The organism is Parvivirga hydrogeniphila (genome assembly GCF_023371205.1).
Classification (GTDB): domain Bacteria; phylum Actinomycetota; class Coriobacteriia; order Anaerosomatales; family Anaerosomataceae; genus Parvivirga; species Parvivirga hydrogeniphila.
Genome location: NZ_JAMCCO010000001.1, coordinates 763,682 through 777,197, shown reverse-complemented (window position 1 = coordinate 777,197; position 13,516 = coordinate 763,682). Strand labels below are relative to the sequence as shown.

General features: G+C 68.6%; 16 protein-coding genes and 4 tRNA genes. All 20 read right to left on the bottom strand.

Features of this window, described 5'->3' with window-relative positions:
- Positions 1–9 precede the first annotated feature (9 nt).
- Positions 10–654 (bottom strand): uracil phosphoribosyltransferase, encoded by a 645-nt coding sequence (gene upp / locus MX659_RS04050; RefSeq protein ID WP_267192179.1) that lies wholly within the window; start codon positions 652–654, stop codon positions 10–12.
- Positions 655–680: 26 nt separating this feature from the next.
- Positions 681–1,928, bottom strand: a complete 1,248-nt coding sequence (locus MX659_RS04045) for a serine hydroxymethyltransferase (RefSeq protein ID WP_323745462.1) — start codon at positions 1,926–1,928, stop codon at positions 681–683.
- A gap of 1 nt (position 1,929) precedes the next feature.
- Positions 1,930–2,403 (bottom strand): ribose 5-phosphate isomerase B, encoded by a 474-nt coding sequence (rpiB, locus tag MX659_RS04040; protein ID WP_267192178.1) that lies wholly within the window; start codon positions 2,401–2,403, stop codon positions 1,930–1,932.
- An 87-nt stretch (positions 2,404–2,490) separates the two neighbouring features.
- Positions 2,491–3,135 (bottom strand): L-threonylcarbamoyladenylate synthase, encoded by a 645-nt coding sequence (locus tag MX659_RS04035; protein WP_267192177.1) that lies wholly within the window; start codon positions 3,133–3,135, stop codon positions 2,491–2,493.
- Positions 3,132–4,019 carry a peptide chain release factor N(5)-glutamine methyltransferase gene (gene prmC / locus MX659_RS04030; protein ID WP_267192176.1) on the bottom strand — a complete coding sequence of 296 codons (888 nt, stop codon included), beginning with the start codon at positions 4,017–4,019 and terminating at the stop codon, positions 3,132–3,134. Before prmC ends, MX659_RS04035 begins: the two co-directional genes overlap by 4 nt.
- Position 4,020: 1 nt before the next feature.
- Entirely contained in the window at positions 4,021–5,091 is a 1,071-nt protein-coding gene (prfA, locus tag MX659_RS04025) for a peptide chain release factor 1 (protein WP_267192175.1), read from the bottom strand.
- Positions 5,092–5,155: 64 nt separating this feature from the next.
- Entirely contained in the window at positions 5,156–6,145 is a 990-nt protein-coding gene (locus tag MX659_RS04020; protein WP_267192174.1) for a DUF1385 domain-containing protein, read from the bottom strand.
- Positions 6,138–6,821: an FAD-dependent thymidylate synthase gene (gene thyX, locus MX659_RS04015; protein ID WP_267192173.1), complete on the bottom strand. Its 684-nt coding sequence runs from the start codon at positions 6,819–6,821 to the stop codon at positions 6,138–6,140. Before thyX ends, MX659_RS04020 begins: the two co-directional genes overlap by 8 nt.
- A 69-nt stretch (positions 6,822–6,890) precedes the next feature.
- On the bottom strand, positions 6,891–7,298 hold the full coding sequence (gene rpmE, locus MX659_RS09175) for a 50S ribosomal protein L31 (protein ID WP_267192172.1): 408 nt from the start codon (positions 7,296–7,298) through the stop codon (positions 6,891–6,893).
- 86 nt (positions 7,299–7,384) lie between these two features.
- Positions 7,385–7,843: a hypothetical protein gene (locus tag MX659_RS04005; RefSeq protein WP_267192171.1), complete on the bottom strand. Its 459-nt coding sequence runs from the start codon at positions 7,841–7,843 to the stop codon at positions 7,385–7,387.
- Positions 7,840–8,820, bottom strand: coding sequence for a hypothetical protein (locus MX659_RS04000; protein ID WP_267192170.1), 981 nt, complete (start codon positions 8,818–8,820; stop codon positions 7,840–7,842). Before MX659_RS04000 ends, MX659_RS04005 begins: the two co-directional genes overlap by 4 nt.
- Positions 8,821–8,918: 98 nt before the next feature.
- Positions 8,919–8,995 (bottom strand) — tRNA-His (locus MX659_RS03995).
- 11 nt (positions 8,996–9,006) lie between these two features.
- A tRNA-Arg gene (locus MX659_RS03990) sits at positions 9,007–9,083 on the bottom strand.
- A gap of 60 nt (positions 9,084–9,143) precedes the next feature.
- Positions 9,144–9,219, bottom strand: a tRNA-Gly gene (locus MX659_RS03985).
- Between the two features lie 5 nt (positions 9,220–9,224).
- Positions 9,225–9,301 (bottom strand) — tRNA-Pro (locus MX659_RS03980).
- 77 nt (positions 9,302–9,378) lie between these two features.
- Complete coding sequence (locus tag MX659_RS03975) at positions 9,379–9,987, bottom strand: XTP/dITP diphosphatase (RefSeq protein WP_267192505.1); 609 nt, start codon at positions 9,985–9,987, stop codon at positions 9,379–9,381.
- Positions 9,987–10,739 carry a ribonuclease PH gene (gene rph, locus MX659_RS03970; protein WP_267192169.1) on the bottom strand — a complete coding sequence of 251 codons (753 nt, stop codon included), beginning with the start codon at positions 10,737–10,739 and terminating at the stop codon, positions 9,987–9,989. The genes MX659_RS03975 and rph overlap by 1 nt, the downstream gene beginning before the upstream one ends.
- A complete protein-coding gene (locus MX659_RS03965) occupies positions 10,740–11,498 on the bottom strand; it encodes an MBL fold metallo-hydrolase (RefSeq protein ID WP_267192168.1) in 759 nt (252 codons plus the stop codon).
- Complete coding sequence (gene murI / locus MX659_RS03960; protein ID WP_267192167.1) at positions 11,498–12,421, bottom strand: glutamate racemase; 924 nt, start codon at positions 12,419–12,421, stop codon at positions 11,498–11,500. Before murI ends, MX659_RS03965 begins: the two co-directional genes overlap by 1 nt.
- 35 nt (positions 12,422–12,456) lie before the next feature.
- Positions 12,457–13,506, bottom strand: coding sequence for a protein-glutamate methylesterase/protein-glutamine glutaminase (locus MX659_RS03955; protein WP_267192166.1), 1,050 nt, complete (start codon positions 13,504–13,506; stop codon positions 12,457–12,459).
- Positions 13,507–13,516 lie beyond the last annotated feature (10 nt).

Genomic DNA, 13,516 nt, shown 5'->3' with positions numbered 1-13,516 from the left:
ACGCCTCCGTCACTTCGTCCCGAAGAGCCGGTCACCTGCGTCGCCGAGGCCAGGCACGATGTAGCCATGGTCGTTCAGGTGGCTGTCCACGGCACACGTGTAGATGGTGACGTCCTCGCACGCAGAGAGCACCGCTTCGATGCCCTCGGGGGCGGCGATGATGCACAAGAGGTTGACGGCGTTCGCACCGCGCTGCCTCAGGAACTGCACGGCCGCGGCCGCCGAGCCGCCCGTCGCGAGCATCGGGTCGACGATGAGGATGTCGCGCTCGCCGATGTCTTCGGGCAGCTTGCAGTAGTACTCGACGGGCTGCAGCGTCTCAGGGTCGCGGTACAGGCCGATGTGGCCGACTTTCGCCGCCGGGAGGAGCTCAAGGATGCCGTCGACCATGCCGAGCCCTGCGCGCAGGATCGGGATGACGGCAACCTTCTTGCCGGCCAGCACGTAGGTGGTCGTCTCGGCGATTGGCGTCGTCACCACCGTCTCGGAAAGCTGGAACGAGCGCGTCGCCTCGTAGGCCATGAGCATCGCCAGCTCCTTGACGAGCTCCCGGAACTCCTTGGCGCCGGTGCCGACGTCCCGCAGGATCGAGAGTTTGTGCTGGATGAGCGGGTGGTCCATGACGACCACGTTGTCCCAGCGGCGCTCTCCCATGACGACCTCCTTCGTCCGGTGAACCGTCACAGCTCGGGGTACAGCGGGTGCGCAGCGAGCAGCTCGCGGACCTGCCCCGCGATGCGCTCGAGGGTCTTCGGCTCGTCGCGGTGGTACAGCGTCTCCGCGATGAGCCGGCCGACCAACCTGGCGTCGTCTTCGGAGAATCCGCGCGTCGTCATGGCCGGCGATCCGACGCGGATGCCGCTCGTGACGAACGGGCTTTCCGGGTCGTTGGGGATGGCGTTCTTATTGACCGTGATGCCGACCGTCTCGAGCAGGTTCTGCGCGTCCTTGCCCGTGATGCCCGCAGACCTGAGGTCGACGAGCATGAGGTGGTTGTCGGTGCCTCCCGACACCAGCCTCAGACCCGCCTCCACCATCGCCTCGCCCATCGCGCGGGCGTTCGCAACCACGCGGTCGATGTACTCCGCGAACTCAGGCTGCATCGCCTCGTAAAACGCCACCGCCTTCGCCGCGATGATGTGCTCGAGCGGTCCGCCTTGCAGCCCCGGGAACACCGCCTTGTCCAGCGCCGCGGCGTGCTCGGCCTTGCACAGCACGAAGCCGGAGCGCGGCCCGCGGAGCGTCTTATGGCTCGTGGAGGTGACGAAGTCCGCGTGCGGGACGGGCGACGGGTGCGCACCGGTGGCGACGAGCCCGGCGATGTGGGCCATGTCGACCATGAGGTACGCTCCCACCTCGCGCGCGATCGCCGCGAAGCGCTCGAAGTCGATGATGCGGGGGTACGCGCTCGCACCGGCGATGATGAGCTTCGGCCGGTGCTCCTTGGCGAGCCGCTCGACCTCGTCGTAGTCGATCGTCTCGGTCTCGGGATCCAGGCCGTACGGCACCACCTTGAACCACTTGCCTGAGAAGTTCACGGGCGAGCCGTGCGTGAGGTGTCCGCCCATCGCGAGGCTCATGCCGAGCACCGTGTCGCCTGGCGTGAGCGCTGCGAAGAACACGGCCATGTTCGCCTGCGCGCCAGCGTGCGGCTGCACGTTCGCGTGCTCGGCGCCGAACAAGCGCTTGGCGCGCTCCCGAGCGAGGTCCTCGACGATGTCGACCTTCTCGCATCCGCCGTAGTACCGCTTGCCTGGAAGCCCTTCGGCGTACTTGTTCGTCAGGACCGTCCCGGCCGCTTCGAGCACGGCCATCGACACGAAGTTCTCGCTCGCGATGAGCTCGATCGTGTTGCGCTGCCGCTCGAGCTCTGCGTCGATCGCTGCTGCGATTTCGGGGTCGGTCTGCCGCAGGTGCTCCAAAGCCATGTCACGATTCCTTTCTGTCCGCGCTGCCAGGCCGGTACTGCTGCTCTATCGCTGCGATCTTGCCGACGCGGCGCTCGTGCCGGCCGCCCTCGAACGCGGTGCTCACGAAGGCGTCGACGATGCGCTCGGCCGTCTGAGGGTCCGTGTGCCTGCCCGCGAGCGTGAGCACGTTCGCGTCGTTGTGCTTGCGCGCCATGACCGCAAGCTCCGGGTCCATGACCTGCACGGCGCGCACGCCTCGCACCTTGTTGGCCGCGATCTCCATCCCGAGGCCGGTGCCGCACACCAGCACGCCGAGGTCGGCCTCGCCCGACGCGACGGCGCGCGCGACCGCAAGCGCGTAGTCCGGATAGTCCACTGACTCGTCGGAGTGCGTGCCGACGTCCACCACGTCGTGACCGGAGCGTTCCAGATACGACTTCACGTGCTCTTTGAGCGCGAAACCGGCGTGGTCGCTCCCGATGAAGATGCGCATGGGCAGACCCTTCGTGACACGGATGCGGGAGGCGCACACGGCGCCTCCCGCATTGTAGCAGCAGCGGCCTGTTCCGCGAGACCGGCTCTACGCCTCCTGCGCAGAGGCCGCCGCGAGCACCTGCTCCGCGGGGATGGCGCCTTCGCGCACCACCACGGGCTCGGGCCCCGTGCAGTCCACGACGGTGGAGGCCACGCCGTGCTCCGTCTCTCCACCGTCGAGCGTCAGGTCCGCTGCCGCGACGATGCGCTCCTCAAGCTCCTCGAACGAGGCAGCGGGAGGACGCCCCGAGGTGTTCGCGGAGGTAGCGATGATCGCCGCGCCGGTGGCCCGGATCAGCTCTTGCACGAGTTCGTGGTCAGGACACCTGAGCGCCACCGTCCCCCGCTCGTCCCGGAACTCCGGAGCGACGACAGGGGCGGCCTTGACGACGATCGTGAGCGCGCCCGGCCAGAACGCCCGGGCGAGCCGGCGGGCATACTCAGGCACGTCCACGCCGTAGGTGTCAAGCGCGCTCGCGTCTTCGACGAGCCACGGAAGCGGCTTGCTCTTGGGACGCATCTTGATGTCGATGATCTCCTGCGGCCCGATGCACGACGAAGCGGAAGCGCCGATCCCGTAGACTGTCTCGGTCGGGAAGACGACGATGCCGCCTTCTCGCAAGACCGTCGCAGCGAGATTCACCGCTTCCGCTGACGGATTGTCGGGGTCGATCCTGATCACCTTGCTCATCGTCCGCTCGCCTCCCGTTTCTTCCCGACGACGATCCTGTCGCGCCCCGTCAGGTCCTTGACGACCGCGACCTCGCAGAGCACCGCCGAGATCTCCTCGGCGAATGCCGATGCCCTGTCTTCAGCCAGCTCGAGCGCGACGAACCCGCCTGGCTTGAGCAGCTCGATTGCTTGCCTGACGATCCGGCGCGCCACCTCGCATCCGTCCTCCCCGCCATCGAGGGCAGCGCGGGGCTCGTGGCGCGCGACCTCTTCGGGCAGGTCGGCGAGCTCGCCGCGCGGGACGTACGGGGGATTCGACACGACCGCGTCGAACGCGCCGCTCGATGACGGCTGAGCGAGGACCGGTTCGAGAAGATCTCCATGCAACACTTGTACCCTGTCGTCCACCTTCGCGTACAGAGCGTTCTGACGAGCGGTATCGACGGCGGTCTCGCTCACATCGGTCGCGACGACGCGGGCACCGGGAAGCTCGTGCGCGATGGAAGCGGCGACACAACCCGAACCGGTGCACGGCTCGGCGACGAGCGGCTGCTCGACGTCCCCGAGCGCGCGTACAGCGACCTCGACAAGGACCTCGGTCTCGGGACGCGGGATGAACACCCCTGGACGGACGCGGATCACGAGGTGCCTGAACGGCATCTCGCCAGTGACGATCTGCAACGGCTCGCCTGCGGCCCGTCGCCGCACCGCCGAGCGGAGGTACGCGCGCTCGTCGGGCGAGAGCGGCCGGTCGTGGTAGGCGTACACCTCGACGCGCGACAGGCCGGTGGCCGCGCTCAACAGCCATTCGGCAGACCGCCGCGGCTGCTCGTCGCCTTTGGCCTGCAGGTAGCCGACGATCCACTCGAGCGCGTCGCGCACGGTCCAGACGCGCTCGGCCATCTCAGTCCACCGCCGCTGCCAGCTTCTCGGCGCGGTCTGCTGCCGCCAGCGCCTCGATGATCTCGTCGATCTCGCCCATCATGATCGCGGGCAGGTTGTGGACCGTGAGCCCGATGCGGTGGTCGGTGACGCGGTCTTGCGGGAAGTTGTAGGTGCGGATCTTCTCCGAGCGGTCGCCTGAGCCGATCTGGCTGCGGCGGGCGGCGCCGAGCTCGGCGCGCTGCTTCTCGAGCTCCATCTCGTACAGGCGCGCGCGGAGGACCCGGAGCGCCTCTTCTTTGTTCTGGAGCTGCGACTTCTGGTTCTGCGACTGGACCACGAGACCGGTCGGCAGGTGGGTGATCCGCACCGCCGAGTCGGTCGTGTTCACGGACTGTCCGCCAGGCCCGCTCGAACGGAAGACATCGATGCGCAAGTCGTTCGGATCGATCTCGACTTCGATCTCGTCGGCCTCCGGCAGCACGGCGACGGTGGCGGTCGACGTGTGGATCCTGCCCTGCGACTCGGTGACCGGGACCCGCTGCACACGGTGAACGCCGGACTCGAACTTCATCTTCGAGTACACGCGGTCGCCGCGGACGCGGAACGAGACCTCCTTGAAGCCGCCTGCTTCGCTCGGGCTCGCGTCGATCTCCTCGACCTTCCAGCCTTGCGACTCCGCGTAGCGCGTGTACATGCGGTATAGGTCTCCGGCGAAGATCGCCGCCTCGTCGCCGCCGGCCCCGGCACGGATCTCCACGATGATGTCCTTCTCATCGTTCGGGTCGCTGGGAAGCAGCATCACCTTGAGCTCCTCTTCGAGCGTCGGCAGCTGCGCTTCGATGCGTCGCACCTCATCGACGGCGAGCTCTTTGAGGTCAGGGTCGCTCTCGGTCTTGAGGATCTCCTTCGCGCCTTCGATCTCGTCGAGCGCGGCGAGGTACTCGCGCGCCTTGGTCGCCAACGGCTCCTGCGAGCGGTGCTCTTTCGCAAGACGGGCGTAGGCCTTCTGGTCCGCGAGCACCTCCGGGTCGCCGAGACGGGCGGTGAGCTCGTCGAAGGCAGCGACGATCTGTTCGAGCTTCTCTCTCATGCGGGACGATCCTCCTGGGCGAAGTCCAGCGTAGCACTATACCACGCGTACCGAGCGGCGACGCTCAGTCGATGGCAGGCGCGGCCTCGGTGTGCGCGGCCTGGTTCGCGGCTCCGGCCTCCTCGGTCTGCTCCCGCTCGATCACGGCCTTCATCGCCGCGATGGCGACCTCGACCATGCCGTCGTCAGGCTCGGCGGTGGTGAGCCGCTGGAGCTGCATGCCCGGCCACGTGACCACGGCAGCGAGGCGGCTGCCCGTGTGCGAGCCCGCCCACTTCACCGAGATCTCGTACGCGAGCCCTGCGATGAGCGGGACGAGCACGATCCGCACCCCGATGTTGAACAGGAGCGTCCAGCCGCGCCCGGACACGCCCGCCGCCGCGAGGATCGCCTTGCCTGGCACGAGTGAGAACACGAGGATCGCGATGACCATCACCATGAACAGGAACGCCGTGCCGCACCGGACGTGCAGCGTGCCGAACCGCTGGACCGCCTCGGGCTCCAGCGGCACGCCGTGTTCGTACGCGTGGATCGTCTTGTGCTCGGCCCCGTGGTACGCGAACACGCGCTTGATCTCCTTCATGCGGCCGATCGCCACGATGTACGCGAAGAAGACGACGAGACGGAGCACGCCGTCCACAGCGTTCCAGACGAACGGCCGAGCGGTCTGCGGCCCCGCGATCCAGTCTGTGACGACCGCAGGCAGCACGATGAACAGAGCGACGGCCAGGGCGACGCCTGCCACCATCGTGAACCCGACTTCTGTGCTCGTGAGCTGCTCGTCTTCGGTCTCGCCTGCGTGAGACGCAGCGATTGCGAACGCCTGCATCGCGAGCTTCATCGTCTCGACGAACGCGTACACGCCGCGCACGATCGGCCGCTTCGACCACGCAGGCCGCGTCGCAGGGTCAGGCAGGTCGTGCGCCTCGAGGTAGATCGAGCCCGTCGGCTCGCGCACGGCGACCGCCCAGTTGCGAGTCCCGCGCATCATCACGCCTTCGATGACGGCCTGGCCGCCGATGTGCGTGTGCTTGATCGTCTCGCGCTCAGTCACGGCGCTCTGCCCTCGGGTACGGGTCGCCGCACGTCATGGGGCCTTCCTTGCACGGCCCGCGGCGACACGATGCTCCGGCGTCGAAGAACAGGTACGGTGCCGTGGGCGTCACGAGGTCGAGCATCGAAAGGGCAAGCGCGCGGATCTCCCACTGCGCTCGCTTGCAGCACCGAAGCTCGAAGAAGTGCAAAAGCTCGCGCACGTTCATCGTCACGACGATCTTCGTCTCCATTGCGTTCGGCAGAACGTAGCGCGCGTCTTCGGGAGGAACGCCGAGGTCGAGCATCTTCCGGTACGCGTCGAATGCGGCCTCCGTGGCCAGAACGAACAGCTCGTGGGCCTGCCTGTCGCCCTCGACGGATGCCGGCTCGATGAACTCCGGCGGCAGGTCGTATCGCACGTAGCGCTGGGATTGTTGGTTGTACGACGCCAGACGATGCCGCACGAGCTGGTGCGTGAGAGCCCGGGAGACGCCTTCGATGGCGAACGTGTACGACGCGTGCTCCAGCGCGGACAGGTGCCCGGACGTGATGATGGTCTTGAGCACGCGGCGTACGGCCTCGTCGCTCAGGTCTTCCATGAGCTCTGCGGCGCCTGCCGGCGAGTAGCACAGCCGGGCAGCCGCCGCGATAGCGCGCTCTGGGTCCGGAGTGTGGTACAGCAACCTGACGTCCACCGCGAGTCCTTCCATCAAAGCAAAGAGGCGAGCGGTGCGCTCGCCTCCCGATGATACCAGCCGAACCGGCTACTCGGCGGACTCGACAGGCTCGCTTTCGGAGCCGTCCGCGGCGGCCTGCCCGCTCTCGACGGCTTGCTTCACCTCGAACCGCGCGGCGCGGCCCGCCTTCTCGGCCGCCTTCGCCTCGCGCTCTGCCTTGAGCTTCGCAGCCGCCTCTTCTGCCGCCTTGCGACGGGCCTCGCGCTCGGCCGCCTCACGCTCCATCACAGCGGCCGCAGCGTTGCCGAACTTGTCGGCGAACCGCTGCACGCGACCGCCGCTGTCGACGAACTTCTGCTGGCCCGTGTAGAACGGGTGGCACTGGTTGCAGAGCTCGACGTGCAGCTCTGGCTTGGTGGAACGCGTGACGAACGTGTTGCCGCACGAGCACACGACGCGGCATTCGACGTAGTCGGGATGGATACCCTTCCGCACCTCGGTTCACCTCCACGAAGCGCCTGGTTTCCAAGCAGGCGCACGGACAGCCGGCACAGGATAGCACCTGCCACGCCGGGTGACAATCACTTGCTGCGCTCGGGATCGACCGGCTTCGGCGCGCTCGTCTCCTCTCGCGCGTCCACGACGACCCAGCGGTCGCGCACCAACGACAGCGAGAACACGGTCACCTTCGGCCAGTCCTTGAACGCTTCGTCGGGCTTCCAGACGACCGCCACGTCGGCCGTGGACGAGCCGGCCTTCGAGAGGTACACGTCCCGCCAGTCCGGCACGCGCGGAGTCCCGGTCGGGACCGCGCCCGGCTCGACGAGCGCAGTCGCGAGCGCCGAGTCCTCGAAGAAGCGCGTGTAGGCCCTCGCGTCTCGCACGTCGGTGCGTCGAAGCACGAGCAGCTCGCGCACGGCGCGCACGGCAGGGTGGTCGGCCGAGCGTCCGCCGCACGCCGCCAGCCCCGCCACGAGCGCGCAGAGCAGCACCGCGAGGCAGAAGCGCTGCGCGTGCCCCGCCCAGCGTCCCGCTCTCATCGCAGACCCCACGTCGCCGGGACGTCGCACACGACCACCGTCCCCGTCCGGGCGTCCGATGCGAACAGGCGCCCACGCTTGGCGTCCCACGCGAGGCCACGCACCGAGGTGAGCGTCGCTCCGGGGACGCTCGCGGCGTCGATCGCACCGCTTCTTTCACCATCGTGGAAGATGACGATGCTTCGCTCGAACGCGTCGGCCACCGCAACGCGGCCGCCTCCGAGAGCGACCACGTCGCGCGGAAGCCCGAACCGCGCCTGCAGCGTCGTGACGAGCGCGCCCGTGCGCGCGTCCATCTCGACGACGCGCCCTGCGTTCGAGTCGGCGACGAGAAGCGTGCCGTCTACCACCGCCATGCCCGTGACGAACGTGAGCGGCGGGTCGAGGTCCGCGCCCAATGTCGCCACCTGCGACGAGCCGTCGAACGCCTTGATGGTCCCGTCCGCAGCGTCCGCGACGAACAGGCGCCTCCCGTCAGCGGCGACGGCTGTGGGCTGCGACACCATCGGCTCGCCGATCACCCGCTTCACACGAGCGTCGCCCGTCCCGGCGGAGGACACGACGACGACGCGCGAGCCGGCGGTGTCCGCGAGCGCAAGTTCGCCCCCTTCGAGCACGCAGACAGACACCGGGTAGGAGGTGGTCGCTCCGCTTGCTGCGGGAACGCGGATGACGCCTCGTCTCCGCCCGCGCGCGTCGAAGACGGCGACCGCGCCGGCATCGGATTCGCACACGTACAGACGCGAGCCGTCCCACGCCAGCCCGATCGGGTTCGCGAGCCGCCCCGATCCGCCTGGGAGCACCCCGGCAAGGACGGGCTTGGTGGCCGAACGGTCCGGCTCTTTCAAGACGGCAGGCCCGCTGCATCGGGTCGCGAGCACGCTTATCGCTGTTGCGAGCAGGCCGATGAACACGATCGCTGCGCCCGCTCGCACGACGGTGCGCGGCCTGACGCCGCGCATCGCGTTCTGCGCCATGTCCTTGCCTTTCGTCGGTCGCTCTCCCAATGGTACACGACCGCCGCCACGTGGCTCCACGAAAGCCAGAGGTCCCGCGCACGGGGCCTCGAGAATCCTGGGGTGGGCAACGGGACTCGAACCCGCGACCTTCGGAGCCACAGTCCGACGCTCTAACCAACTGAGCTACGCCCACCGTGTTCGCTTTGGCACGCCCGGAGGGACTCGAACCCCCGACCTAGAGATTAGAAGTCTCCCGCTCTATCCAGCTGAGCTACGGGCGCGTATCGAACCGGCCCGGGCACCGAGGCGATACGGTACCCGCGCCGGCAGCATGTTGTCAATGGAGCGGCCGACGGGACTCGAACCCGCAACAACCAGCTTGGAAGGCTGGGGCTCTACCAATTGAACTACGGCCGCCTACCTGGTCGGGCCGGCCGGATTCGAACCGGCGGCCCCCTGCTCCCAAAGCAGGTGCGCTACCAAGCTGCGCTACGGCCCGACCTCGCGCCGGGGAGGCGCCTGCGGGCCACCTGCCCCGAGGGCACGTCACAGTATATTCGGCCGACGGCGCGAGCGCTACCCGTCCGCGGGCGCGCCCTGCTCGAGCGCGGCGCGCAGCGCCCGAAGGGCTGAGCCTCGGTGGCTGATCGCGCTCTTCTCGGCCGGAGAGAGCTCCGCCATCGTCCGGCCCGGCGCAGCGGCAGGCCAGAACAACGGGTCGTAGCCGAAGCCTCCTGAGCCCCGCGGCTCGAAACCGATCGCGCCTTCGCACACGCCGTCGGCGGCAAGCACACGTCCATCAGGCCACACCAACGCCACCACGCACCGGAACCGCGCGGTGCGCTCGCCCGCTGGAACGTCGGCGAGTTCAGCGAGCAGCTTCGCGTTGTTCGCGGCATCGTCGCTCGGCTCCCCGGCGTATCGTGCCGATCGCACGCCTGGCGCGCCGCCGAGAGCGTCCACTTCAAGCCCGCTGTCATCCGCGAGCGCTACGCAGCCGAAGTGCTCGGCGTACGCGCGCGCTTTCAACAGCGCGTTCTCCAGGAACGTCGACCCTGTCTCCTCGACCTCAAGAGCCTCCGCGCCCAGGTCAGCAGCTCGAACAACGTCCCAGCCGAGCGGCTCGAGCACGTGCCTGATCTCCCGTACCTTGCCTTCGTTGGTGCTCGCCACGACGACGCGCATCACGCCCACTGCTCCGAGATCTCGTCGAGTCCTTCGTCGATCATCGTCCGCTGCACGCCCGTCAAGCGGAGCGCTCCGGCAATGGCGAGGTCGAGCATCTCGCCGAAGCGTCGCCGGTCGAGCGGCGACTGTTCGGCCGTTCCTTGGACCTCGACGATCCGCCCGCGTTCGTCCACGACGACGTTCATGTCCACCTCGGCCACGCTGTCCTCCGAGTAGTCGAGATCGAGCAGGACCTCGCCATCGACGAGGCCGACCGAGATCGCGGCGAGCGCCTCGCGCACGGGAAGCGCCGGAATGCGTCCCGCCTCCTTCCACGTCGCAAGCGCGTCGTAGGCCGCTAGGAAAGCGCCGGTTATCGCCGCGGTGCGCGTGCCACCGTCGGCCTGGATGACATCGCAGTCGACAGTCATCGTCACCTCGCCGCCAAGCCCGCCCAGATCGATGACGGAGCGGAGCGCGCGTCCGATAAGGCGCTGGATCTCGTGCGTCCTTCCGCTCGGGCTCCCTGGCCCGACCTCTCGCTTGGAGCGCGTGTGCGTCGATGCGGGAAGAAGCGAGTACTCTGCCGTCACCCAACCGAGACCGGAGCCCCTTCGCCACTGCGCGACCGAGTCCGACATCGACGCAGCGCACAGCACGCGCGTGTCTCCGAGCTCTATCAGGCAAGACCCATGCGCATGCTTGAGGTAGCGCCTGACGATGTGAAGGGGCCTGAGATCATCTGGTCCGCGCCCGCACGAGCGTTCCATTCACTCCTCCTCGGGGATTTCGATTGCGAGCAGCTCGCTCGCGACAATGATACGCCCGCCGAACGACCGGGCAGCGTCGAAGACGGCCGCGTCGCGGTTCACGCTCGGCCACAGGTGCGTGAGCACGAGCGTCTCGGCACCGACGGCCGCAGCAAGCGCGCCTGCCTGCGCCGGCGTCATGTGAGGCGCGCGGCCCGCGTACTCGTCTGGCAGCGTGGCGTCCGCCAGCAGGAGATCGGCTCCCTGAGCGGCGTCTATAAGCGCGTCGTCCAGCACCGCGTCCGAGGTGTAGAACAACCGGCCGTCGCAGCCATCGATTGCAAGCGCGAAGGTGCTTTCTGCGTGCGTGACCGGCACCGGCGTCACAGAAAGGCCGCCGACGTCGGTCGGGACGCCGGCCGCAAGCCCGTGCACCACGAACGCATCCCGCATCTCGCGCCTCCCACGCTCGGACAGGGGCGCGAGAACGACGTCCAGCACGCCCTCTGCCACGAACAGGTCGAGCGCCGGCGCAGGACCTTGTGGCGCGTATCGGAGCGCAGCCTGGAGCACGTAGAGGTCCGCGAAGTGATCCACGTGCGCGTGCGTGACGAAGACGGCCGACAGGCGCTCGGGCTCGACGACGCGCGCGAGGTTCGACACGCTGCCGTTCCCGCAATCGACGAGCACGCGGGCCTCGCCGACCTCTACGAGGTACCCGGCGCACGCGTGGCCGGCGCCAGGATACGACGCTCCCGAACCGAGGACGGTCAGCCGCATCACAGCTCCTCGGGACGCGCCGACGCCATCGACTCGGGATCAGGCGTCAGCAACCGCTCCAGCTCCTCGACGCCCACAGCTTCGACGGGGCCCGTCGGCCAACCGAGGATCCGCGACCCCAGCCGCTCGAACTCCTCCGGATCGCCTGTCGTGACGAACCGGTGCGCCGGCCGAGCCGCAGCGGGCGCTGCATGGCCGCGCACCTCCAGCGTCTCTCGGACCTCCCGCGCCGTCTCCTCTGCGGAGGATATCAGCCGCACGCTCGGGCCGACGACTTGCTGGATCGCGGTCGATAAGAGCGGGAAGTGCGTGCACCCGAGCACGAGCGTGTCGATGCCAGCACGTTTGAGCGGGTCGAGGTAGTCGCGTGCGAGCTCGTAGAAGCTCGGTCTCACGAACACGTCCGTGGTCTGCGACATCAGCGACTCGAGCGCGCTGTCGTCCATGCGCAGACCGGCCTCCACGATGTCGACGAACTTCGGGGCCGGGGCAGAGAAGACCGTCACGCCGGCGTCGAGCGCTCGCACCGCGTCGCTGTACGCGCCTGAGCGCACCGTCCCCACCGTGCCGATGACGCCCACGCGGCGGTTCCGGGTCGCCTGCACCGCCGCCCGCGCGCCCGGTTCGACGACGCCGATGACCGGCACGTCGAACGTCTGTTGCGCGAGCGCGAGGCCCGAGGCGGTCGCGGTGTTGCACGCAATCACCATGAGCTTGATCTCCTGTGCTGATAGCCAGGCCCCGATCTGGAGCACGAACCGCCGGACCTCGTCCGGTTCTCGCGGGCCGTACGGGCAGCGCGCAGTATCTCCGAGGTAGAGGACGGATTCGTGAGGAAGCGCGGAGACGAGCTCGCGGACCACCGTCAGGCCGCCGAGCCCTGAGTCGAACACCCCGATGGGACGATCGCGGACGTCGCGCATGGGCGCCAGTATACCTGACGCCGCCCCCGTGCACGCTACGCGCGCACCGCCGCTTTCAGCGCATCGGCGATCTGCTGGACGGGAAGCACCTTGCGCGCCGCTCCCATCTCGATGGCGGCCTTCGGCATCCCGAACACCGTCGAGGTCGCCTCGTCTTGCGCGATCGTGAGCGCGCCGGTGTCGTACAGCGACTTGAGTCCGCGCGCGCCATCGTCGCCCATGCCTGTGAGCAGCACGCCGACTGCACTTGCGCCGTGCGTCTTGGCCACGGACTCGAAGAGCGTGTCGGCCGACGGGATGTACAGCTGCCGCTCGCCAGGCTTCTTGAAGCGCAGCGTGAGCGTATCGACTGCAAGGTTCAGACCGGTCGGGGCGAGATAGGCGTTCCCCGGCTGCACCGTCTCACCATCGACCGCCGCACGAACCGTGAGCTTGCACGCTGCGTCGAGCCAGCTCACGAGCCCCGGGACGAAGCCCTCCGCGATGTGCTGCGCGATGACGATCGGCACCGGGAAATCGGCAGGAAGCGGAGCGAGCACGCTCATGAGCGCCGACGGCCCGCCCGTCGAGGAGCCGACCGCCACGAGCGAGACGGTCCCCGGCTGCCGCGCCGGGACGGGCGTAGGAGCGGCTGGACGACCGCTGGCCCGGCGTCCGCGGATGTGCGTGATGACCCGGACACGCGACAGCAGCTTCACCTTGCGGATCAGTTCGGCCGCGATGCGGTCCAGCTCCGCCCAATCGCGCGGCTCCGGCTTCTTCATCACTTCGAGCGCGCCGGCCGCCAAGGCGTCGAACGCACGCCCGACCCCCTCGCCGTGCACGGACGAGGACACCACAAGGATCGGGGTCGGCGTGTACGCCATGATCTGCTCCACCGCCGTGATGCCGTCCATCTTCGGCATGTGGATGTCCATCGTCACGAGGTCGGGCTTCAGCCGCGCGACCGCCTCGACGGCCTCCGCGCCGTTGGAGGCCACCCCGACGACTTCGATGCCCGGATCGCTCTGCAGGATCTGTGTGAGCATCTCCCGCGCGACGAGCGAGTCGTCGACCACCAGCACCCTCACGGGCGTCGCTGCCATGCCCTCCCCC